22 protein-coding genes are annotated in these 24108 nt (G+C 34.7%); 7 read left to right on the forward strand and 15 right to left on the reverse strand.

Going from position 1 to position 24108, the window contains the following annotated elements; genetic code table 11:
- The first annotated feature begins 179 nt into the window (after positions 1-179).
- The 4 genes from rpmH to tsaB all read left to right on the forward strand — a co-directional run bounded on the left by rpmH (position 180) and on the right by tsaB (position 1796).
- Positions 180-338 (forward strand): 50S ribosomal protein L34, encoded by a 159-nt coding sequence (rpmH, locus tag FA045_RS09010; RefSeq protein ID WP_055133745.1) that lies wholly within the window; start codon positions 180-182, stop codon positions 336-338.
- Between the two features lie 64 nt (positions 339-402).
- Positions 403-798 (forward strand): ribonuclease P protein component, encoded by a 396-nt coding sequence (gene rnpA / locus FA045_RS09015; protein ID WP_136876685.1) that lies wholly within the window; start codon positions 403-405, stop codon positions 796-798.
- Positions 785-1015, forward strand: coding sequence for a membrane protein insertion efficiency factor YidD (gene yidD / locus FA045_RS09020; RefSeq protein WP_136876687.1), 231 nt, complete (start codon positions 785-787; stop codon positions 1013-1015). The genes rnpA and yidD overlap by 14 nt, the downstream gene beginning before the upstream one ends.
- A gap of 94 nt (positions 1016-1109) precedes the next feature.
- Positions 1110-1796 (forward strand): tRNA (adenosine(37)-N6)-threonylcarbamoyltransferase complex dimerization subunit type 1 TsaB, encoded by a 687-nt coding sequence (gene tsaB / locus FA045_RS09025; protein ID WP_136876689.1) that lies wholly within the window; start codon positions 1110-1112, stop codon positions 1794-1796.
- A gap of 88 nt (positions 1797-1884) precedes the next feature.
- On the opposite strand, the gene FA045_RS09030 is transcribed toward tsaB, so the two are convergent.
- The 9 genes from FA045_RS09030 to xerA all read right to left on the reverse strand — a co-directional run bounded on the left by FA045_RS09030 (position 1885) and on the right by xerA (position 11178).
- Positions 1885-4545 (reverse strand): carboxypeptidase-like regulatory domain-containing protein, encoded by a 2661-nt coding sequence (locus FA045_RS09030; RefSeq protein WP_136876691.1) that lies wholly within the window; start codon positions 4543-4545, stop codon positions 1885-1887.
- A complete protein-coding gene (locus tag FA045_RS09035; RefSeq protein WP_136876693.1) occupies positions 4542-5501 on the reverse strand; it encodes a GLPGLI family protein in 960 nt (319 codons plus the stop codon). Before FA045_RS09035 ends, FA045_RS09030 begins: the two co-directional genes overlap by 4 nt.
- Before the next feature lie 178 nt (positions 5502-5679).
- Positions 5680-6435: a subclass B1 metallo-beta-lactamase gene (gene bla / locus FA045_RS09040; protein WP_136876695.1), complete on the reverse strand. Its 756-nt coding sequence runs from the start codon at positions 6433-6435 to the stop codon at positions 5680-5682.
- Between the two features lie 99 nt (positions 6436-6534).
- Positions 6535-7002, reverse strand: coding sequence for a hypothetical protein (locus FA045_RS09045; RefSeq protein ID WP_136876697.1), 468 nt, complete (start codon positions 7000-7002; stop codon positions 6535-6537).
- Positions 7003-7160: 158 nt separating this feature from the next.
- Positions 7161-7460: a protein tyrosine phosphatase gene (locus FA045_RS09050; protein ID WP_205943129.1), complete on the reverse strand. Its 300-nt coding sequence runs from the start codon at positions 7458-7460 to the stop codon at positions 7161-7163.
- A gap of 55 nt (positions 7461-7515) precedes the next feature.
- Entirely contained in the window at positions 7516-7830 is a 315-nt protein-coding gene (locus FA045_RS09055; RefSeq protein WP_136876701.1) for a hypothetical protein, read from the reverse strand.
- Positions 7831-7858: 28 nt separating this feature from the next.
- Positions 7859-8026: a hypothetical protein gene (locus FA045_RS18860; RefSeq protein WP_169305039.1), complete on the reverse strand. Its 168-nt coding sequence runs from the start codon at positions 8024-8026 to the stop codon at positions 7859-7861.
- Positions 7996-10008, reverse strand: a complete 2013-nt coding sequence (locus FA045_RS09060) for an ATP-dependent DNA helicase (RefSeq protein WP_136876703.1) — start codon at positions 10006-10008, stop codon at positions 7996-7998. Before FA045_RS09060 ends, FA045_RS18860 begins: the two co-directional genes overlap by 31 nt.
- A 132-nt stretch (positions 10009-10140) precedes the next feature.
- Positions 10141-11178, reverse strand: coding sequence for a site-specific tyrosine recombinase/integron integrase (xerA, locus tag FA045_RS09065; RefSeq protein WP_136876705.1), 1038 nt, complete (start codon positions 11176-11178; stop codon positions 10141-10143).
- Between the two features lie 297 nt (positions 11179-11475).
- On the opposite strand from xerA, the gene rplU reads away from it, so the two are divergent.
- Together rplU and rpmA are read left to right on the forward strand one after the other, a co-directional pair.
- Complete coding sequence (gene rplU, locus FA045_RS09070; protein WP_055133669.1) at positions 11476-11787, forward strand: 50S ribosomal protein L21; 312 nt, start codon at positions 11476-11478, stop codon at positions 11785-11787.
- A 57-nt stretch (positions 11788-11844) separates the two neighbouring features.
- The gene (gene rpmA, locus FA045_RS09075; RefSeq protein WP_136876707.1) at positions 11845-12261 is read left to right on the forward strand and encodes a 50S ribosomal protein L27; all 417 of its coding nucleotides are present in this window, start codon (positions 11845-11847) and stop codon (positions 12259-12261) included.
- A gap of 1182 nt (positions 12262-13443) precedes the next feature.
- On the opposite strand, the gene FA045_RS09080 is transcribed toward rpmA, so the two are convergent.
- Genes FA045_RS09080 through rnr form a run of 3 tightly spaced genes read right to left on the reverse strand, consistent with a single transcriptional unit; the run spans position 13444 to position 17738 of the window.
- Positions 13444-14406 carry a polyprenyl synthetase family protein gene (locus tag FA045_RS09080; RefSeq protein ID WP_136876709.1) on the reverse strand — a complete coding sequence of 321 codons (963 nt, stop codon included), beginning with the start codon at positions 14404-14406 and terminating at the stop codon, positions 13444-13446.
- 3 nt (positions 14407-14409) lie between these two features.
- Positions 14410-15594 (reverse strand): carboxypeptidase-like regulatory domain-containing protein, encoded by a 1185-nt coding sequence (locus tag FA045_RS09085; protein ID WP_136876711.1) that lies wholly within the window; start codon positions 15592-15594, stop codon positions 14410-14412.
- A 2-nt stretch (positions 15595-15596) separates the two neighbouring features.
- Positions 15597-17738 carry a ribonuclease R gene (gene rnr / locus FA045_RS09090; protein ID WP_136876713.1) on the reverse strand — a complete coding sequence of 714 codons (2142 nt, stop codon included), beginning with the start codon at positions 17736-17738 and terminating at the stop codon, positions 15597-15599.
- Positions 17739-18049: 311 nt separating this feature from the next.
- On the opposite strand from rnr, the gene FA045_RS09095 reads away from it, so the two are divergent.
- Positions 18050-19015 carry a hypothetical protein gene (locus FA045_RS09095; protein ID WP_225871310.1) on the forward strand — a complete coding sequence of 322 codons (966 nt, stop codon included), beginning with the start codon at positions 18050-18052 and terminating at the stop codon, positions 19013-19015.
- Positions 19016-19221: 206 nt separating this feature from the next.
- Here the strand turns inward: FA045_RS09095 and FA045_RS09100 are convergent, their stop codons facing one another.
- The 3 genes from FA045_RS09100 to FA045_RS09110 all read right to left on the reverse strand — a co-directional run bounded on the left by FA045_RS09100 (position 19222) and on the right by FA045_RS09110 (position 23817).
- Entirely contained in the window at positions 19222-20934 is a 1713-nt protein-coding gene (locus FA045_RS09100) for an ABC transporter ATP-binding protein (RefSeq protein WP_136876715.1), read from the reverse strand.
- Between the two features lie 296 nt (positions 20935-21230).
- The gene (locus FA045_RS09105) at positions 21231-21953 is read right to left on the reverse strand and encodes a 3'-5' exonuclease (RefSeq protein WP_136876718.1); all 723 of its coding nucleotides are present in this window, start codon (positions 21951-21953) and stop codon (positions 21231-21233) included.
- A 469-nt stretch (positions 21954-22422) separates the two neighbouring features.
- The gene (locus FA045_RS09110; RefSeq protein ID WP_136876720.1) at positions 22423-23817 is read right to left on the reverse strand and encodes an arginine decarboxylase; all 1395 of its coding nucleotides are present in this window, start codon (positions 23815-23817) and stop codon (positions 22423-22425) included.
- Between the last annotated feature and the right edge of the window lie 291 nt (positions 23818-24108).

Genomic DNA, 24108 nt, shown 5'->3' on the forward strand with positions numbered 1-24108 from the left:
CGGGACTGTACTTTCAAAAGAATGGTTAGCTTTGCTTTTCTAAAAAAATAAATACGCTTTCCGATATTCTTGTATTTGAAATAAATAAAAATAAAACGAATACACACTTGCATTTTTAGAAAAATCGCATTATATTTGCACCTCTTATTTAAAAACTCTAGTTAAGATATTATACAGTTATGAAAAGAACATTCCAACCTTCGCAAAGAAAGAGAAGAAACAAGCATGGCTTCCGCGAAAGAATGGCTACAGCAAACGGTAGAAGAGTATTAGCTTCTCGCCGTGCAAAAGGAAGAAAAAGATTATCAGTTTCTGACGAGCGTCGTCATAAAGCATAATTTTTGATTGCCACCTGTTTTTGGGTGTAAAGCAGTCTAATCTGCAGTATTGCAATCAAAAAACATGAACAAATTTAATAAAGAAGAACGGTTGTGTAGTAAAAAGTCATTAGACTTGCTATTTAAAAACGGTTCTTCTTTTTTATTTTATCCGTTCAGGGTAACTTATCTTTTTGTTGCCGAGCCGCACAAATATCCTGCACAAGTTGTAATTAACGTTGCCAAAAAACGTTATAAATTGGCTGTTGATCGAAACTTAATTAAGCGTAGAACTCGTGAGGCTTATCGTTTACAAAAAGAAAATCTTTTATACGCTTCATTAAAAAATAGAGATGAACTGTTGTTGCTTTCTTTACAATTTATAGGCAAACAGATTTACGATTATGCTTTTTTCGAAAAAAAATTAGCCATCGCTTTTAAGAAATTAACTGCTCAATTTAACCCAGATGAAAACAATTAAGCTGCTATTTTCGTGGTTATTTTTGGGTATCATTAGGTTGTATCAAATCTTATTGTCGCCATTGTTAGGTGCAAGTTGCAGGTATACGCCAACCTGCTCTGCTTATGGTATAGAGGCTATTAAAAAACATGGTCCTTTTTATGGTGGTTGGTTAACTTTAAAGCGTATTGCCAGTTGTCATCCTTGGGGTAAACATGGGCATGATCCAGTGCCATAACCCCTAAATCCCCTGAAGGGGACTTTTGTAATACGATCTTTAAATCATCCACCTTCTTCCTCTAAGCCTTCTACCTTTTTATTATCTTTGCGCCATGGCCACCATTTTACAAATTGAAACCGCTACACAGGTTTGTTCTGTTGCAATTTCGGTAAACGGAGAAACAATTGCTTTAAAAGAAGAAACAGCTCAAAATATACATGCTGCTAGTTTAACATTGTTTATTGAAGAGGTGATGAAAATTGCTTCGTTAAAATACGCAGATTTAGACGCTATTGCAGTGAGTAAAGGACCAGGTTCTTATACAGGTTTACGAATTGGGGTTTCTACTGCCAAAGGGCTATGTTTTGCTTTAGATAAGCCTTTAATTGCTGTAGGTACTTTGCAAATGATGGCCAATGGTTATATGCAAAACCATCCCAATTATGGAGGCTTAGTTTGCCCTATGATTGATGCCAGAAGAATGGAAGTATTTACAAGTATTTATGACAATAAATTGCAAGAAATAGAAGCTGTTAACGCTAAAATTGTTGATGATAAAAGCTTTATTTTAGCGCTTCAAAAAAATTATGTAACCTTTATTGGCGATGGAGCGGCAAAATGTGAGGCTGTTTTGATGCATGATAATGCCCACTTTGATGCTCACAATTACAACTCAGCAGCTAATATGAGTAAACTTGCTTACCAAGCCTTTGTAACGGATAATTTTAATGATGTAGCTTATTTTGAGCCTTTTTATTTAAAAGATTTTGTGTTTACTACACCCAAGAAAAAAAGTTAAAAAGCCCCTCAACATTTAAGTTTCGGGGCTCATCATGATGTGGTTTATTAATTAACTATTAACTATTTTGCCCATCCAGGCTAATTTCTTAAAAATTAAAGGTTGCTTTCATCATCGCTACTCTGCCAGGTATTAAATACGTGCCAGTAGTAAATGAGTTTGATGATAAAAAGTTAGCCTGAAATTCTTTAATGTTTGCCAAATTGGTGATACCAAATTCTAAATCTGTTTTAAGTTTCATTAATTTATATCTCACATTAAAATCTGCAAATAAATAACTCAAATTTGGCTGGTTAGACTGCTGAGTAAAAATATGTTCAGCAGAAAAGTTTATAAATACACTTTTAAATGCTGTTGCTGTTATATCAGTTTGTTGTCGTAATTGTTGGTTGTTATTTTTAATGTTGTTTGCCGCAGGCGATTGATTGCTGCTCACCGTGTAATTTGCATTGTAAGCCCAATTTAAGAAATTGGTAATTTTTGCATCTATTCCAGCTTTATAGGTAATTGCTTGCGCTGTAAATGGCAATAGTTCGTTGTTTTGCAGTTGGTCGAATTGGCTATTATTGTAGCTTATGCCAAAATTTACAGTACTCCGTAAATTAAAAAGATATTTACTTGTATTTGCACCAAACGTAAAATTTTGTTGGCTGTTTAACAATGGCAAAACTACTCTTTGTTGGATGTTGTTGGTTAATGTAAATGATGATATGGTGTTTAATGTAGTATTTGAATAACCAATATTTACATTAAAGAAAAACATTTGTATCGCTTTGCGGTAATTAAACTGAGCACCAGCACTATGAGTTTTACGTTCGGAAATGGGTGCGTTGTTGCTAAATAAGGATCGGTAGTTTTTTAATATCGTTCCTTGGTAAATGTCATCTAAACCACCTAAACCATTTTTAAATGCATAATTAGCCGTTACGTAGTTTTCTATACTGGTTTGGTACCTGAAATTTACCGCTGGGTTAACGAAAAACTTATTTAAGCTTTGGTCTAATGATTTGCTGGCGTCGTTATAACTGATGGTATTATAGCTTAGCGGCACATTTAAAGTTGCCTTAAATTTTTCAGTCGTATAATCGAAATTTCCTTCGGTGTAAATTTTTGTTTTAAACCAATTTAAACTATTGGTCATATCTGGAGATACTAATGCTGTACTTTGATCATTCTGAATACTAAATAATTCTGAATTTAGCTCTTGCTTTTGCCAATTGAAACCAGTTTTAAAGCTTGATGTGAATTTATTGTTTACCACAGCAAAAGAAACATAATTGTTGGTGTACCAAGTGGGTAGTTTAACGTACTGATCTAAGCCTGCAAAAGGAACGCCATTGTTTAAAATGTCTTCATTTAAGCCTGGTCTAATATTTAAAATTTCTGGTTGTGTTGATCTATTTACATAAGAATAAAAGTGAAGGATATCATCCGATTTGAACTTTTTACGGAAACTAAATTCGTTAGATAAGTCGAAATTTTGTTGATATAACTCCTGACCAGCCCCAATGCCATTGATGGTTATCATAGAATTGGTACGATTGGGGACATAATTAGCCAGCAAAACATTGTTTAGGTAATTGGTTTTCGTATTGTTATTTAACGTAAATTGAGCTTGTAGCTTCTGCGGATTAACAGCATTAATTTGTGCTTCGTTATAGCTTATGGTTTCACCAGATAAGTAGGTTTCAGAAAATTTGTTATAAATCTGATCTCTCTGGTCGTATAAATAGGCAACGTTAGCCCTCAATTGTAAATCTGGATTAAATTTATAAAGTGTGTTAAAGTTGGCTAAACCTGCATTGTTAAACAACGTTCGGGTAGGAGGTAACGTAGGTACCCCAGCAGCACCGGCTGATAAAAAATTGCTAGGTTTATCGTTTTCTAGTCTTCTTAAATAATCGCCCATGTTGTGTGATGTTAAATCTACTGCCGGATCTACATTGATGTTATTACCTTTAATGTTGTTAATGAACTTGCTTTTTTTATTGAACATCATGCCGTTGATGTTTCCATCATAACGATCTGGAGTGCCCAAACCCGCTTTAATGTCGCCCATGAGCTTCATTTTTGCATCATCTTTAATCACTAAATTTAATGCAATATCATCGCTGGTGTTGTTTTTGCGCAACATTTTAATAGGTTGGTCTTTTTCAATTACCTGTACTTTATCTACAGCACCATGCGGTATGCTTTTGGTTGCAATGTTGTATTTATCGTCTAAAACATTATCCCCATCTAAATATAAATTAGAAATACCCTTACCGTTGTAGGTTACTTTTCCATTTTCGGCAACCTCTATACCTGGCATTTTTTTAATTACATCGCCAATGGTTCTATCTTGTTTATCCGCAAAATCTGCTGTTTTATAGTTTAAGGTATCGCCATTGGTAACTAATGAAGGCCTATTTTTTACTACTACGGTTTTAAGATTAATTTCACTTTCTTGCAATTGCAATTCGTAAAGTTTGCCCAAATCTGTTACCTCAGTTGATTTTTTAACATAGCCAATAATTGATGCTTCAATGCTTAATTCGCTTGCATTTTCTTTAAAGTTGAGGGTGAAATTGCCTTTATCATCTGTTCTGGTAAAACTGAGGATAGTGCCCTCCTTATCTTTTAAATTAACGCTAACAGCAGATAAGGCATCTCCCTTTTGGTTTTTAATTTTTCCTTTAATTTGCTTTTGCGCATTGGCGGATGAAAAACCAATTCCTAAGAATAAAATGATGAAAAATAACGTTCTCATTTTGTTTCAGGTAATTCGATCGGATTGTTGGTTACATTTTTTGGTCCGGTAGATGATGTGAAATTTGAAGATCTCCTTACCGTTGTAGCGCCTCCGCCCATGTTCATTCCTTGAGCCGCCATTTGCGCATTCATAAATCCCTGTGGGTCTTTGTCTCTTGCCGCTTTTAATTTATCTAAATCTTTTCTGGTGGTTTTTACTGCATCGGCAGGAAGTTTAATTTCATTACCTAAATAAGAACTACCCATATCTAAGCCCATAATTTTTACTGTGCCTACGCCAGCCGGAGTGCTATTTTTTTGATCTTTATCTTCTGCTGCAACTATTTCTGCCTCGTTTATATTTTCGATGCCAGCAAATTGAAATAAAACTTCTTTCTTTTCATCATGCGCTTCAATAATTAATCCTGGTAGGCCGTTTAATTTCCATGGGCCACTCTGAAAAGGTAAATCTTGTGCAAACCATGCAATCCAGTTTCTGCCTTTAAAGTAAGCAGTTGCTTTTTGGCACAACACACCCGAAAAGCTAGCGGTATCTTTGTTTATTTTCCAATCAATTTTAGGTGTTTCTTCTTCAATTAAATAGTTAGTTAGCAGCCTTTCTTTTGTAATAAACTTATGCTCCTTAGCGAAATAGAAATAATCAACTGCAGTAGTTGGTTTACTGCCAGTTTTATCAATATTGATGCTCATGTTGCTCGATCCAGCTTGACTTTTCATCTGTTCCATCAAGCTTTTTTTAATATCTAATTCTTGATTAATTTTATCGTAACTGGTATAAACAGATGCATTTTTACCAATTACCAACAGCATATTTTCGGTATGTGGTTTATCTTTTTGAGTAGTATCTTTAATATGTGTAAAGCTATAGCGCACTCTGGCCAATGCTTTATCAGGGTTTTGGGCAGTAGCAGTTAGCGTAATTGCTAGCAAAGCTGATGTGATGATGATTTTCATAATTTAGTATTTTTTAAATATTTAACTTTCGTAAAACTACGATAAATTCGTAATACTAAAAATGATTTAACATTTTTTAACGCAAAGTTTAGTTGATGCCCAATTATGTAAGGTGTTTATTTGAAATAATAGCTTGATGCTAAATAAGATAGGAGGTATTTTATTAGCGAAATCAATTTTAATCTTTAAAAAGTTTGATGGTATAATCAAGCAATGCTTGGTTGCCACCTTTACCATGGCCAGGAACAATAATTTGTACAGCTGGGTAGGCTTTTTTAACTTTTTGTACAGTGTTAGACCAATCGGTTACATTAGCATCGCCTAAAAAGCCTTTAGTGGCATTTAGTTCCTTAACTAAACAACCGCCAAACATCACCTTATCTTTAGGGAAATAGGCTACAACATTGTCTTTGGTATGGCCTTCGCCAAAAAACTTGATAATGGTGTTTGTTGAGCCTACGTTTAAAATAAGCGAATCGGTGAAACTGTTTTGTGGTGCAATAAGCGTATCGGCTTTTGCCAAAGCTACGGTTTTAAGATAGGCATAGGATGGTATTTTTCTATCGTGAAATGCAGCTAGTCCAGCTAAACAATCATTATGGAAATGTGTAGGCACCACGGCATTGATTTTACAATTTAGCGTTTGTTTAATAAAATTGATTAACTCTTCGGCAGTTTTGTTGGTAGTAGGTGTGTCAAAAACTACAGCTTCCTTTTTATCACTTACAATTAATCCATTACAAGGTACGTTACCAAAATCATTGGTTTGCAGGTAGGAGGTATGCTGAAACGAATTTTCGGTTAGTTGAGTTATGATTAAATCTTTTGACTGATAAACTATTTTTTGTTTGAAAGCTGACTTATTTGGGAGATTGCAAGCGATAGCAAATATGGTTAAGAAAAGAATGATATAGGTTTGGATATGGGTTTTCATAAAGATAGTGAAGTGATGTTTTCTTATTGCTATTAGTTAGAATATCAATGTTTTTTGTTTTGACTTATTTTGATTTTACTTTCGCAATTATCCACACCACTAACTTAATAAATAATTACTAAAGTCGCATATCGCCTTGTGAGAAACCACTTTTTCAAATTTATTATAAGTTTTTGAGTAGATGTCAATGTGAATTGCACTTGGGTCATTTCTTGTAATTATTAAGTGTGGGCTTGCTTTTGTGAAGTAGTAGTCTAAATTAATCTCAACATTTACATTAATACTATCAGTCGAAACTTCATATTTCTTATTAAACCTGTCTTTGCTAAAATTTTGGTTTGCAATTTTCAAAGCATCTTGTAGAATTTTGTCAAGCCTTAAGCTATCTGCATTGTCTTTTTCTTCTATTTGCTTTCTTTTCTCTAAACGCTCTCTTTCTTTTTTGTCAAGGTTTGACTGTAAAGTGTCAGTTGCAACCACAGTAACATTCTTCTTCTCATTTGGTTGTCCACACGAAAAAAATGTCGTCAAAAGTCCGAATATCATTATGTGAAGTGTCGTCTTCATACGGTTACCGCTAACGTTTTTGGGCTTGGCGAAGGTGGGGTTTAAAAAGTACTAAAGTTCAATAGATTACTACCGTTGAACCTTGCACAAATGTTTCATAGAAGCACTTCAGCCGCCATATTGCCAAACCGATGTTAGCGGGTCGTTGTTTTTCTTCGTCAAATAAGTTTTCTGCTGTAAACATCTTCTACTTTGTCTTTTAGTATTCCAATTAGTTCAGTCTGCATATAGTCATAGTCGTCAGGAATGTATAAGCAAACAATTCTCTTGTTTTTATAGATTTGAGGGAAATGTTTTCTTATATGATTTCTATGGTGTTTTTCCATTACAACAATACTGTCAGCCCAATTCAATATTTTTTCTGTTAGAACTGTGTTTGCTGACTTGTCAGTTCCTGCCGAATTAACTTCAAAACGGTCGTCACCTTCGTAAATTTTATGAGCCGTTGCACTTCTCATTCTGTTTACTGTACAAACAAATAGCAATTTAAGTTTTGTGTCAATTTGCATATTCCTATTCTTTCACATTGCTTGTACATTCGTCAAATGCCTTATTAAAGTCTCGCTTTCTTTTGTAGTTTAAGTCACCACTTAATTTTTCATATTCCGCCCAAAGCATTACATCTCTTGTGTCAAAAGTTGCAGTTTCAATGTATTTGCTCAAGTCTGTCAAATCGCCATTTGCCAAAAACACGATACAACGAATTACTCTGTCTGTTTTGAGATAGTCAACTTTTGAGATAGCGTCAAATAAGACTGAAAATGCTTTGTCTGCTTTTTCTCCAAAATCAGTATTTATTCTTGCGATTATGTCGTCTTTAAAAGTCATTCTTTGCTATGTCGTTTTACAATGCCCGCTAACGTTTTTCGGCTTGGCGATGTGGCGGATTTTTAGCACAAAAGTTCAATAGAATTACTGCTGTTGAACCTTGCACAAATGTTTCATTGAAGCACTTCAGCCGCCATATTGCCAAACCGATGTTAGTGGCTGGCATTACTTCTGTCCAAATAATTTCTGATGCCATTTTAAGTTCTCCAATCTTTTGATTTCTTTTGTAGAGTTGTCTAAATTTGATTTTAATTCTTGTATTTTCTTTACTTGGATTTCTTCATCACGTCTTAACGTTCTTATAGTTTCTTCCTGTAATTTATTTAGATATTCTTTTTTTCCTATTTTTTCATTTGCGGTTTGTAAATGACTTTGAGAAACCCGAAATCTCGTTTCTAAATCCTTTACTTGAAGAGATAATCTTGAAATTAATTCTTCATTTTCCGTATTCTTTTGTTCAGCTTTAGCAGTTGTTTGCATTAGCAACTTTAATGATTTGTTTTGGTCATCTATTTTCTGCTTCTGTTCTTTAACTGAAATTTTGGTCGTTCTTAAAGTTTCTTTTAATTCTACCTTTTCGTCATTAACTTTTATATATTTTTCTTGAAGGATGAAAAAGTCAGATTTTATTTTACCAAACCTTTCTGCTGTTATAACAAAATATTTTTTGAAACTTTCAGTTTCAATATCATTTCTAAATTTTATCGCTTTTGTGAAGTTATTGTATGCTTCTACAAAGTCAAATGCTTTTATTCCTTCACGGACTTTTTTGTAATAAAAATCAGCTTTCCCTGAATTTAGTTCTTGAACTATTAAAGTACTTGGTGTTTCGTTTTGTGCAAATTGTAAAACCTGTGGGTCAGTCTTTATAGCCTTTTGCTCAATCTTTGTTTTAAGAACCAAACCGCTAAATGTTGTGCATCTACTTAATGCAACATAAACTTGTCCAGATGTAAAGGCTGCTCCTAAATCGGCAATTACTTTTTCAAAAGTTAATCCTTGACTTTTATGTACTGTAATTGCCCAAGCAAGTTTAATCGGAAATTGTGTAAATGTTCCGATAATTTCCTCTTCAATTTTCTTTTTTTGCTCGTCCCAAGTGTATTTTATATTATTCCATTCTTGTTTTTCAACTGTAATTTCGTTGCCATCGGAAAACTCAACTACAATTTTGTTTTCCTCAATTTTACTAATCTTTGCAATTTTACCGTTGTAATATCTTTTAGCCTTGTCATTTTTAATGAACATAATTTGTGCACCTTCTTTAAGCTGCAAAATTCTGTCGGTAGGCATAATGTTTTCAGGAAAAAGTCCGTTAACGGTTGCCTCAAAAAATTTTAGTTCGCTGGGTAATTCTGCAAGTTTTGTAAGATTTGTGCTGTCAACTAATTTGTTGTGTGTCGCAAGTGTTATATAATTTGTACTTCCATTTGGTGTAAATGTGGGATTGTATTTTGAGTTGAGAAGATTAAACTCATTTGCAGTAACTTGATTAACCCTAACTCTATTTAGAAGGTCAATAAACTCTTGTTCATTTTGCCTGTAAATCTTTTTTAACTCAATATAGACTGGCTTATTTTGCTCAATAACTTTTGAACTAAAGAAAAAAGGACTTTTGTAATAAGGTTGTAGTATTTCCCATTGCTCAAAATCTGCAATTGGAGGTAATTGAAAAGTGTCACCAATAAGTATTACCTGAACACCACCAAATGGTTCATTTTCTCTACGTCTAAAAACACGAAGCAATTTATCCACTACATCAAGTAAGTCGCATCTTACCATTGATATTTCATCAATAATTAAAAGGTCTAAACCTCTTATTATTTCAAGTCGTTCTTTAAAGTATTTAAAATGGTCAAATATTGTGCTTCTGTCAGTGTCGTTTAAGTCAGCCCTAGTTTGTAAACGTTTGTCATTTGGAACATAAACACTTGGCTTTATCTGAAAAAAAGAATGAATAGTTTGTCCACCTGCATTTATAGCTGCAACTCCTGTCGGTGCAAGAATAACGGTATTTTTTGTCGTTGTCTCCTGCAAATATTTAAGAAACGTTGTCTTACCAGTTCCCGCTTTTCCTGTGAGATAAACAAGTCTGTCGGTATGCTTTACAAAGTCGGAAGCATAATTGAACTCAACGTTTGTTTCGTCTAATTCTATATTGTCAATTATTGTCGCCATTGTTTATTGTTTGCAGGTTCGTCCTATGCTTGCCACTAACTTATTTATATCCGCTATACAATAGCGCCAATACCTTCAAATTTTAAGATGTATGCGCTACTATATGCGAGTTTTATGTAAATATATTCTTTTTTATAAATCATCAAAAGGACTTTTAATATGTTGTAAACTTTTGGTGCTTACATGGGTGTAAATTTCTGTTGTTTTACTACTGTTATGTCCTAAAAGTTCTTGAATGTAGCGCAGGTCTGTGCCGCTTTCTAATAAATGAGTAGCATAACTATGTCGCAACCAATGCAGTGTAACTGGTTTATTGATTTTGGTATTGCTCAAAGCTTTTTTTAGAACTTGCTGTAAACTTCTTTGGTGGTATGGTGTATTTTTGGTTTCTCCTTCAAACAAATAGGTTTGTGGATTGAAAATCTTGTAATAATCTCTTAATAGTTCTAAGATTTTAAGACTTAGAGGTACAATTCTGTCTTTTTTGCCTTTAGCGTTTTTGATAATTACCAAATTTCTTTTCGAATCGATGTGGATAGGTTTTAGGGCTAGTATTTCTCCACAACGCAAACCACAACTGTAGATTAGGCTAAGCATCGCTTTGTGTTTAATATTGGTAGCTGCATCTAATATCATTTTTACTTCTTCTTTGCTTAAGATGTTAGGTAGCGTTTTGGCATTTTTAGGACGATGAATTTGACCAATTTCTAGCTGTTTTTGTTCAACAATGTTAAAAAACAGTTTGATGGCATTTACCATTTGATTTTGATAGGATGCGGAAAGTTGTTTTTTTAAAATATAATCGTTGTTAAATCTGATCACATCATCGTTTGAGATTTCTACTGAGCTTTTTTCATTGAAGAATGAAAGAAATACTCCGATAGCTTCGCTATAAGTTTTAATGGTGTTTTCGCTGTATCGCTTGCTTTTTAAATAACTGATAAATTTGTTAATCTGTTGTTTATGAAATGTTTGAGGAGGTGTTTGCTCTTTTGTTAGCTTAAATCTTTTAAGATGACTTTCGGTTGCAGGCAGATGCCATGTTTTTAAGCTATTGCTCCATTTTGCTCCGCTAAGCTTTTTAAATCTGCTGATCAATACTGGATCGTTTTTGAAATTTACTGCAATTCGATCTTCATTTTTGTGTTTAATGAGTTTGGCGCTATACATAGGTTGTTGGTTAGGTGTTACCTAATTTAGGTGTTTTTGCTAAATAAACCCGATAGGAGTGAACATGTAGGGGTAATCCTCGCGGTTACCCAGAAGTAAAACGAATAGCGGGACTAATTTTAACAGCTGCACTGCAATTGCTTTTCTAATCATAAAATATATGAAATTTTAAATATGATTTACCGTAATAAAATCAATGTAAATTATTTTGAATATCTGTTTGCGATTGAAAAGTAATTGTTCTATATTTGCACCTCGATAAAAAAATAAACAATTCTATAAAATAATTATTTAACAATGTACGCAATAGTAAATATAGCAGGACAGCAATTCAAAGTTGCAAAAGACCAGCACCTTTTTGTACACCGTTTACAAGGAGATGAAGGCGCTAGTATTGAATTTGACAATGTATTGTTGGTTGATAATGGTGGTAAAATTACAGTAGGGGTTCCTGCAGTAAAAGGTGCATCGGTTACAGCTAAAATCGTGTCTCATTTAAAAGGTGATAAAGTAATCGTTTTCAAAAAGAAACGTAGAAAAGGTTACAAAAAGAAAAATGGTCACCGCCAGTATTTCACCAAAATCCAGATTGAGAGTATCACTCTGTAGTTAATTTATTGTTTAATTGTAAGTTTGGCTTGGCCAGCTTAAAAAATATAAAATAAAATGGCACATAAAAAAGGAGCCGGTAGTTCTAGAAACGGACGTGAATCGCATAGTAAGCGTTTAGGTATTAAGATCTTTGGTGGTCAAGAAGCTATCGCTGGTAACATCATCGTTCGTCAACGCGGAACAAAACACCACCCAGATAAAGGCGTAGGTATTGGTAAAGATCATACTTTATTCGCTTTGGTACCTGGTATCGTTACTTTCAAAAAGAAACAAGATAACAAATCTTACGTTTCGGTTTTACCTTTAACTGTAGAAGATGCTGCACCTGCAAAAGTTGCTGCACCTAAAAAAGTAGCTAAAGCTGCTGTAGAGGTTAAAGAAGAAAAAGAAGCTAAAGCACCAGTTGCTAAAAAAGCACCTGCAAAAAAAGCGGCTAAAGCTGATGAAGCTGAAGCTGAAGTTGCTGAATAATATTGTAATTTATTTACAAATGGAAAAGTCCTGATCTTTTGATTGGGACTTTTTTTTTGATCTTCGACTGGCTCAGGGGTAATTTATTTCATAAAAATCAATATAATTGATGTTTATTTTAGCTTGCTTTGTCATCCAGATCCGCCGCGGCGAATCATCAAAAAAAAATGTCATCCTGAGCGTAGTCGAAGGATTTTTTTTTGATGTTAATTGATAAGGTCTTCGACTACGCTCAGACTGACAAAATATAGTTTTAATAGTTTTTGTCATTCTGAGGAACGAAATATCTCGTTGTTTTTTGGATAAGAGATCCTTCACTGCGTTCTGGATGACAAGATTAAGGTCTTAGACAGGCTTAGACTAAAATGATAGATCTCTCCAAAAGTCGAGGTGATGTGGAGGAGGGTCTTAGACTACGCTCAGACTGACATTAGGAGATAGATCTCCTAATGTCGAGATGACGGGAAAAATTTAATTAATTAAGTATCATCAAAAAAAATGTCATCCTGAGCGTAGTCGAAGGATTTTTTTTTGATATTAATTGATAAGGTCTTCGACAAGCTCAGACTGACAAAACTTAATGGATCTCTTCTTAGGTCGAGATGACGCGAAGGAGGGTCTTCGACAGGCTCAGACTGACAAAATATAGTTTTAATAAATTTTTGTCAATCTGAGGAACGAAGAATCTAGTTGTTTTTTTTGGATTAGAGATCCTTCACTGCGTTCTGGATGACAAGGTTAAGGTCTTCGACAAGCTCAGACTGACATGAGGAGATAGATCTCTCCTAAAGTCGAGATGACGGGGAAAATTTAATTAATTAAGTATCATCAAAAAAAAATGTCATCCTGAGCGTAGTCGAAGGATTTTTTTTTGATATTAATTGATAAGGTCTTCGACAAGCTCAGACTGACAAAACTTAATGGATCTCTCCTTAGGTCGAGATGACGGGGAAAATTTTAATTAATTAAGTATCATCAAAAAAAATGTCATCCTGAGCGTAGTCGAAGGAATTTTTTTTGAATGTTAATTGATAAGGTCTTCGACAGGCTCAGACTGACAAAACTTAATGGATCTCTCCTAAAGTCGAGATGATGCGGAGGAGGGTCTTCGACAAGCTCATACTGACATGTAGGCGAATAACCAACAATTTAGCCAATGAACTAATGATACAATGAAAAACCTCAACGATCCCTCTCCATAATCTGTTGCACTAGCTCTCTAAATTGAGTCTTCTTTTCATCAGCTACTGCTAAGTCGTTAAGCGATTGTAGTGCTTTGGTTAAATACTGATCCATTTCGGCAGTTGCCAATTCTTTAATTTCGTATTTATTGTAAAGTTTAGTTACCTGATCTATTTTTTCGGTTTGATCAAAATCTACGCTGGTTAGGCTTTTTGCTTCATCGCCATGCGCCAAAGCCAAGGTTTTTAAATGCAAAAACGTTTTTTTGTTTGATATGATATCGCCCCCAACTTGTTTGCCAAATTTTTCTGGGTTGCCATATACATCTAAAATATCATCTTGTAGCTGAAAAGCGATACCTAAGTTTTCGCCAAATTGGTACAGTAAATCAGCGTCTGTTTGGTTTGCACCACCCACAACGGCGCCTAATTTCATGGCTCCACCTAACAAAACAGCAGTTTTTAAACGGATCATTTCAATGTATTCTTCAATACTTACATCGCCTCGCTGTTCAAACTCCATGTCTAATTGCTGCCCTTCGCAAACGCCTTGAGCAGTTAAGTTAAAAGTGTCTAAAACTTGCTTTAAAACCGAAATATCAACTTTTGAAAGGTGTTTGTTCGATTCAACCATCATCACATCACCACTTAAAATAGCATTGTTTACACCCCATTTTTCGTGTACCGTTATTTTGCCTCTTCTTAATGGCGCATTATCCATAATATCATCATGAACTAAAGTAAAATTGTGAAAGGTTTCTATGGCTAATGCTACATCTAAGGCTTTTACACATTCATCAGTAAATAATTCGGCTGCCATTAAAACCATTACTGGTCTGATGCGTTTACCGCCTAAACTCATGATGTACCGAATAGGTTCGTATAGATTTGAAGGGTGTTTTGGGTAAACTATTTCTACTATAGCTTTTTCTAAAATTTCTTGTAATTGTATTGGGGTATGCATTCTTTATGGATTAATCATGGTGCCGAAAGCTTTTTTGCTTTCCATCATTTTAATAAACGAATCTTCTAGCGTGGTTTGCTTTACTACCGGATTGTCTCTCCAGAAATTAGCATCATAAACTATTGATTCGATTACATTTTTATCTTTTGTTTTTCTATTTAGCTCTTCAAAATTTAACTTACTTAAGTTGTTGTCTTCTCTGTAAACAGTTAGCAATGAGTTAATACCTGCTTTTATAGGAATACCTTTAGAAGTAATGTTGATTAAAAACTTGGTAGAAACACTTTCTAAAATTGGAACGGGATGCCCATTGCCGTTGAAAGTAGCAATTGTGCTCACTGCTGGTGGATATTTTGCAGTGGCATCTGAAGTAGAGATGGGTAAATTGTAAACATTATTTTCTAACCTGTAAATTTTAGAATCTTCTAAGCCAATGTAATAGGTTGAGTTGACATGGTATTGTTTGCGTTTTGCTTTTTTGTATTTGCAAGATACAACAGCAATTTTTTGATCTGCTTGATCGATGTATTTTTCTACGGTGATGGTATAATCTGCCAAGTTATTGAGGCTAATAAATGTGCCACCTTTAACAGGTAATAAATAACCACTATAAGAGAAAGTTAAATAAGATTGATTATTTAGCGAGAACGAAATATCGTCTTTATATTCGGCAAACCTGCTTTGTCTGGCATTCCAACCCTGTACCCGTTTGGTATTCCATTTTAAATCGTAAAACAGCTCGTAAATTTGGGTTGGTTTATCATTTACGGTTGTTAATTGACGATAAAAAGCGTTGGTGTAATAGAAAATTTCGCTGTTTGCAGTGGCTAATTCTAAGGCCGATTTTAAAATACGCTGCCCCAAAAATGGATCAATTGTTACTACATTTAGTGTTAAAGTAGCCGGATTAAGTTTAATGATGAGATTTTCTGGTTTTTCATTTAAGTCTATTTCACTTAGCAAATAACTGATGTGGCTTGCCCTAACTTTTGCTGGGTAACCATTTGTTCTTAAAATAAATTCGCCATTATCGTTGCTAACTGTTGCGTTATTAGTGCCAACAATACCAATAGATACAAATGGTATTCCATTTCCTGTAGTTTCATCAATAACTTTGCCTTGTATAACCTGTGCTTTTAATTGCAAAAAGCCTAAAACCAATAAAATACAAATCGCTACTTTCTTCATTTTTAATCTTGCATCAAGGTAAAGTCAATTTGGCGTTTAGAAAGATCTACTTTTTTAACTTTAATCTGTACTTCATCACCCAATTGGTATTTTTTATGTTTTCGCTGACCAACAATGCAATAATTTTTTTCATCCAGTACATAAAAATCATCGGTAATGTCTCTTAAACGAACCATGCCTTCGCATTTGTTTTCGCTAATTTCTACATACATTCCCCATTCTGTAACGCCAGAAATAATGCCTGTGTAAATGTTGCCAATATTTTCTTCTAAATACTCAGCCTGTTTGTATTTAATAGAAGCCCTTTCTGCATCAGCAGCACGTTTTTCCATAGCTGATGAATGTTTACTCGCATCTTCATATGCATCTACATTTGCAGATTTACCACCATCTAAATAGTTTGCCAATAGGCGATGCACCATCACATCTGGGTAACGGCGAATAGGAGAGGTAAAGTGGGTATAATGGTCAAAAGCTAAACCATAATGACTGGTTTTTTGCGTAGTATAAATTGCTTTTGCCATAGAGCGAATGGCCAATTGCGTTAACATATTCTGCTCTTTTTTGCCTTCTACATCTGCCATTAAAAAGTTTAAAGATTTGGCAATGTCTTTATCGGTTTTCATGTTAATTTTATAACCAAAACGCGATGCAAAGGTGGCAAAGTTGTTTAAATTCTCTAAGTTTGGCGTATCGTGAGAGCGGTAAACAAAGGTTAACTTGTTTTTGCCATTGCCTTTTTTGGCAATAAACTCAGCCACTTTTTTGTTGGCCAGCAACATAAAATCTTCAATTAGTTTATGTGCATCTTTTCGCTCTTTTACATAAACGCCAATTGGTTTTCCGCGTTCATCAAGCTTAAATTTAACCTCGGTACTTTCAAAACTAATGGCGCCATTTTTAAACTTTTTATCTCTTAAAATGTAGGCTAGCTCATTTAATTTCAAAATTTCTTCTGCAAAATCACCAGTTTTGGTTTCAATTACTTCTTGAGCTTCCTCATAGCTAAATCTACGGTTGCTATGTATAGTTGTACGGCCAAACCATTGTTCCAATATATTGGCTTCGTTATCTAATTCAAATACTGCAGCAAAGCACAACTTGTCTTCATTTGGTCGCAATGAGCAAACCCCATTACTTAATCTTTCTGGCAGCATTGGTATTACCCTATCAACCAAATAAACGGAAGTGGCACGCTCATAAGCCTCTTTTTCTAATGCGCTATTTGGTTTTACATAGTGCGAAACATCAGCAATGTGTACACCAATTTCGTAATTACCATTGGCTAATTTTTTAAATGAGATGGCATCATCAAAATCTTTTGCATCAGCAGGATCGATGGTAAAAGTTACGGTATCTCTAAAATCTCTTCTATCTTTTTCGTTAATTTCAGCCTCGCTTACGGTTTCTGGTATGGCATTCGCTTCTTTTTCAACCTCAGCTGGAAAGCTTAATGGAAACCCATATTGCGCCAAAATAGCATTCATTTCGGTATCGTTTTCGCCTTGCGTACCTAATACATTTATAATTTTACCAATTGGATTTTTAGCTCCTTCTGGCCAATCAGTAATGGCCACTTGCACTTTCTGCCCATTTTTAGCACCATTTAAATCGCTCAAGGGTACAAAAATATCCTGATGCATTTTTCTATCATCAGCAATTACAAAAGCAAAACGCTCGCTCACTTTGGCAACGCCAATAAAATCAGTCTTAACACGCGAAATAATCTCAACTACTTCACCTTCGTTTTTGCGACCACTTGTTTTTTTGGCGAACACATAAACCTTTACTTTATCGCCATTTAAAGCATTTTTGAGTTTCCGTGGAGCCACAAAAATATCTTTTTCAAACTCATCATCAGGTACAATAAAAGCTGAGCCATCTGCAGTCATATCAACCGTACCTGTAACAAAGGTTTTTAGGTCTTTTAATCGAAATTTACCCCGCTCTGGTCTAATAAAAATTCCTTTTTCGGTTTGTTCTACCAATATTTCCAAAATGGTTTCTGCAGATGCACCATCAGTTAAATTCAGCTTTGCTGCAACCTGTTTATGGTTTAGTGCAATGTTTTTATTTTTATTAAAAATATCTGTAATTAACTGTGTTAAAACGAGTTTTACTTGCGAATTTTTATTTTTAGCCATATCAATTTGCGTATAGTATCGAAGATAGTAATTGTAAGTTTAGCTTAAGCTATTTTTATAAATAAATAACGTTTCTATAACACAAATTACTTGTCTAATTGTTTGGTAAAGCAGGGGCAGTAGCCTTTTTTAGTGGTGGTCCTGCTTTTCGTTTCAATCTTTTTGCGAAGGTTTGGGCAAAACTTCGTAAGTTTTAAAAACTTACGAAGTATGAAAGCTGGGGCAACAAAAAGTATTTACACTACAATCAGGTTTGTTAAACTAAAGGCTGTGCTAAAAACTTACCCGCCAATAACAACGTAAATGCAAATATGAATAAACTACTACTTTCTACGTTGTTTTGTTTTTTAGTGAGTAATCTATTTGCCCAAACAGTAGTATCTGACACTTTGAGTGAAAGTAAAAGACAAGCAAATTTATTCTATACCTCACTTTATAAAGAAAATAGTGAAATGTCTTATACATCGCCAGGTGGCGAAATTGGAGCGCCATCTAAATATGTACTTAACGGTAAATTAACCACCTCCTACCTAGTTTTTGCCCATCAAAATTTGCCAGTAGCTTTTTCTGTTAATCCAGATTTTACGGTTAGGGTTAGGTCTGAGCGTTCGGCAGGAGTGAGGACACCTAGTTTTAGATTGGGAGGAACCTTTTATGTTCGCTTAACCGATGATATAAAAAACTATCAATATGCTCAACTCAGTTTTACACATCACTCAAACGGGCAAGATGGAACAGCATTTTTAGCAGACGGTAGCATTAACACTCAAAATGGAAATTTTAACACCAACTATTTAACGTTTGCTTATCGATTTGGTAAATTTTTAAATCCAAATGCTATAAATGGCAATTCAGAGTCTATTCATCATAAAGTTGGTTTAGAGTGGCATAAGTGGTTTGCTTATGAAAATGCGCTTAATGGCGATTATGGCTTTACGCGTTTAAATTATGATTTTTCCTACCGTATTTATCAAATTTACGATGGTAAAAAGAAAGCTAGCTCAACTACGGAATTGATAGAAAAAGAAAAATGGCGATTTAATGCTCAAGTTGATTACGCCGTTAATAAATACGATAATTATAATTTATTTGCTGCCAAGAGAAGGTTAAATATTGAAGCATCAGCCAATTACAGTTTACCTTTTATGCAGAATGTTTTTTTAATGGGCAGTATTGGTTATTATGGCGAAGATCCTTATAATATTTATTTTAAAGATCGTTATGCATTTATGCGGTTCGGTTTATCGAGCACTTTTACGAGGTATAGAGTAAAATAGAGTTATCGTGCTGTACCGAATTTTCGGGATCAGCATCTGCATCGCATAGGGAAACGTAATAAATATTCCACCACCATGATAACCAAGTAGTAATTTTTGTCATTCCGAGGAACAGCTTATCCCGACTTTTCGGGAAGGAATCTCATTTGTAAATGCAATAAAAGAGATCCTTCTCCGCCACGGCGGATCTGGATGACAAAATCGTACTAAAAACTATCCTTACCTGGTATTGCTGCAATCAACCGCTTGGTATATTCAGCTTTTGGCGAGTTGTAGATAACTTCTGGGAAACCTTCTTCTTCTACCTTCCCTTTGTTCATAACAATCATGCGGTCTGATATATGTTTAACAACGGCTAAATCATGCGAAATGAAAATATAAGTTAAACCAAACTCTTGCTGTAATTCTCTTAATAAGTTTAAAACTTGTGCTTGAACAGAAACATCTAAAGCCGAAACAGATTCATCGCAGATAATAAATTTAGGTTTTAAAGCCAATGCCCTGGCAATTACAATTCGTTGCCTTTGTCCGCCAGAAAACTCATGTGGATAACGATCGAAATGTTCGGGATTTAAATTAACTTTTTCTAATAAATGTAATACATGCGCTTTGCGTTCTTGATCGTTATTAAAAACTTTATGCACCTGCAAAGGCTCCATAATGGCATTGCCTACGGTTATTTTTGGGTTTAGAGAGGAGTAAGGGTCTTGGAAAATGATCTGCACATCTCTGCGTATTTTTCTTAAATCGGCTTTACCTAATTTGATTAAATCTTTTCCATCAAAAATAACATGGCCAGATGTTGGCTCAACCAACCGTAGAATGCTTCTGCCTAAAGTTGTCTTGCCACAGCCACTTTCTCCAACTAGCCCTAAAGTTTCACCCGGAAAAACATCAAAAGTAATGTCATCAACTGCTTTAACGTAAGATTTTGTTTTACCAAATAATCCCTTCTTTATCGGATACCAAGTACACAAATTTTGCACTTGTAGTAAAGGTTTTTGCGTATATAGTTCGTGGCGTCTTTGTTCAATTTCTTGGTTAGTGTAACTGTTTACAGCAAGTAAATGCTGTACACCAATTGCAGTATCTTCGTTTAAAAAATCTGCCACAACGGGTAGTTTTTTTAATCTGCGTTGCGGTGCTGGTCGGCAAGCCAAAAGCCCTTTAGTATAGGGGTGTTGCGGGTTTTCGAACAATTGTTTAGCTGGGCCTTGCTCTACAATATCGCCTTTATACATTACCAAAAGCTCATCTGCAATTTCGCTCATTACCGCTAAATCGTGCGAAATGAATATCAAGCCCATGTTGCGTTCTGTTTTAAGGCGAAGTAAAAGCTCGAGGATTGTTTTTTGAACAGTTACGTCTAAAGCTGTGGTTGGTTCATCTGCAATGAGTAATTCGGGGTTACAGCTCAAAGCCATAGCAATCATTACCCTTTGTTTCTGTCCTCCAGAAAGTTGATGAGGATAGCTTTCGAAAATATTTTCTGGTCGTGGTAGTTGTACTTCGTTAAACAAAGCAATAGTTTTGGCCTTAGCAGCTTCTTTACTTATTTTCTGGTGAAGAATGATTGCTTCTTGCACTTGGTAGCCACATGTAAAAACGGGGTTTAATGAAGTCATTGGTTCTTGAAAAATCATGGCCATTTTGTTGCCACGATAATTCCTGATTTCATGATCAGATAAGTTAAGTAAACTGACGTTTTCGAAATCAATTGAGCCTGTAATATTGGTGTTTTTAGAATCATGCAAACGCATGATAGAAAATGAAGTAACAGATTTACCCGAACCACTTTCGCCAACAATGCCTAAAACCTTGCCTTTTGCGAGGCTAAAACTTACTTTGTGTACAGCTTCACTCCAAGTTTTTTCTTCTCGGTTATAAAATGATATGGCAAGTTCTTTTACATCTAACATCAATTACTAAGGTAAAAAATATTTTGACTTGTTATGGTGTAAATTAATTGTTTGGTTCGTGGAGACACGAACCATGGCGCTAAATGGCACAAGGTTAAATACTAAAATACGTTGGCGGGGACGCCAACGTTGGAAATCTCTTGGGTTGGCGTCCTCGCCAACGCTTTACGCAACGATATTGATCAAAGCCATAAGTAATAATGTTTTCTTATTCTAAAACAAAACATTCGTTATAACGCCAAGATGTGAATAATGAAAAGGTGATCTAACGTTAGTGTAATCGGCAATGTAAAAAATTATGCATTTCCAGAAGCAATAGAAATATCTTCGTCAGCAATTGCGAGTAACCCTTTAAAACGCAATAAAATTTGTGCAGTAGTAATTACATCTTTTTGGCAATAGGTTACAATTCGCTTTAAATCTTTTTCCTTATAATAAACATCTTTTACCATACTACCGTCAATATCATCTTTGGGAGTTGGGATATTAAAAATAGCTGCCAATAGATTTAACGAAGTATAATTCTTATAATCACCAAACTTCCATAATTCCATAGTATCGATATGGTTAATCTCCCAAGGTTTTTTACCTGCTATTTGTAATTGTTCTGGAATACTAACCGCATTCACCAACATTCGTCGGCATAAATACGGAAAATCGAATTCTTTGCCATTATGTGCGCATAACATTAAGTCTTTTGGCTGTTTTGCTAGCAATAAATTAAATTGATTAAGTAAATCTATTTCATTGTCACTGTAATATGAGTTTACTCTGAAGTTTAATTTGCCTTTTTGTGTGTGAAATAATCCTACACTAATGCAGACAATTTTCCCAAATTCCGACCAAATTCCTGCTCTTTCGTAAAATTCTTCAGGGGTTTTATCGTCTTTGCGATGAAATTGCGTTTTATTGTCCCATAATGCCTGCATTTGTAGAGGCATTTCTTCGAAAAACTCATACAAGGGTACAGTTTCAATATCAATTACAAAAACCTTATTTAAGTCTACTTCTTTAAGCATGGATAGATTTGAGCTTTAAATTTAAATAGGGAACTGGAAGATAGGGAAATTAATACGAATTTTCCAAATGTGGCTAAAGCCAATTCAATTAATCTATATGTCCGTTGGCTGAAGCCAACGGTAATGAATTTGCATAGTTGCAAAAAGAATTGTTAGATTTCTTATTCATTACCGTCGGTTTTAAACGACGGATTACCAGCAATGCTTTTGGGCTTTAGCCACATCATAGTATCCCAAGCTTTTGTTTACTAAACCTGACTTAGCGGAAATACTTTTTTGTTAAGCCAGCAATCGATTACGCTCAGTGTGCTCACAAAAAAGATTGAAGCGAGGGCAGGACTGTAGAAACCGATGAGCAATGGTTTCGCTTTACCCCTAAATCCCCTGAAGGGGACTTATAACAAAAAATCCCTCTCGAAAAGAGAAGGATTTGATAATGTATTTGATCAATACGGTATACTCAATTCGCTTAAGAAGTATAACCCAGAATTTTCAGCACCTGCTTGCTATTTTGCTCTTCGCCAAAAACCTCGAAATTAAAAGTTTCATCTCTGTTACGGCGAATAATTACATGTTTCGGACTAGGCAACAAGCAATGATGAATACCGCCATAACCGCTCAAAACCTCCTGATAAGCGCCTGTATTAAAGAAACCTAAATACTGAACTTTACGCGTTTTAGGCATAAAAACACTGTTCATGTGCGCTTCCTGATTGTAATAATCCTGCCCATCGCAAGTAATACCACCCAAGTTTACACGCTCATATTCTGCATCGTAATTGTTAATAGGCAAGAGAATATATTTTTGGTTTAATGCCCAAACATCAGGTAGGTTGGTAATGAAAGAACCATCTAACATCAACCATTTTTCACGGTCGTTTTGTTGTTTACGGCCTAAAACTTTGTACAAAATTCCAGAAGCTTCTGCAACCGTATATTTACCAAATTCGGTAATAATATCTGGTTCCATTACATCGTGTTCTGCACAAATTTCTTTAATTCGTTTTACAATTTCGTTTACCATGTATTCGTAATCGAAATCGAAAACCAAACTATCTTTAAATGGCATACCGCCACCAATATCTAAGGTATCTAACTCTGGATTAATCTTTTTGAACTTACAATATAACGTTACATACTTCTCTAACTCATTCCAATAATACGGCGAATCGGTAATACCAGAATTGATAAAAAAGTGTAATAATTTAACCCTAAAATTAGGGTTTCCTGCAATTTTGTTATTGTAAAACTCAATCACATCTTCCATACGCACACCTAAACGAGAGGTGTAGAATTGCGAATCTGGTTGCTCTTCTGCCGCAATACGGATACCCAAATTACAAGGCGTATCCATCTCTATTTCATCATCGTAAAGATTAAATTCTTCCTTATTATCTAATACCGGAATAATGTTTTTATAACCATCATGCAACATATCGATAATGTATTGCTTGTATTGGTAGGTTTTAAAACCATTGCAAATTACAGTAATGTCTTTATTTAAGGATCCTTTTTTCTCCAAAGCCTCAATCATTGGCATATCAAAAGCCGATGAAGTTTCTAAGTGGATACCGTTTTTAAGCGCTTCCTCAACAATATGGCGAAAGTGAGAACTCTTGGTGCAGTAGCAATATTTATAATCGCCACGGTAATTGTTTTTAATGATAGCCGTTTGAAACAACAATTTTGCCTGTTGTATCTTCTTACTAATCATTGGTAAATAGGTGAAACGCAATGGCGTACCATAGGTTTCTATCATTTCCATTAAATTGAGGTCTTGGAAGTACAATTCGTCATCTATAACGCTGTAACCTTCTTGCGGAAAACCAACACTTAAGTCAAGAAATTCGGAGTAACTCTGCATTTATAATAAATAATTTTTGCAAAAATGTAATTTTAAATTGAGAATTAATGTAGTAGTTTAAAATTATTCGGTTTTGTAGTATAAAGTTTTACGAAAAAGAAATAATTAATTAACAACATTTGAAAAGCAAAAACAGTTTTTCATAGACAATTGAGGTCCTGCTGTTCGTTTCAATCTTTTTGTGCTTCGACTACGCTCAGCAGGACAAAAAGGATTTTCACTGCCATCAGGTTTAGGTGGCTAGGGTAGTGATTCTATTATGGGTTGCAGGCTCGCAAAAAAAAAAGATGT

The sequence above is a fragment of the Pedobacter cryotolerans genome, from assembly GCF_005116475.1.
Classification (GTDB): domain Bacteria; phylum Bacteroidota; class Bacteroidia; order Sphingobacteriales; family Sphingobacteriaceae; genus Pedobacter; species Pedobacter cryotolerans.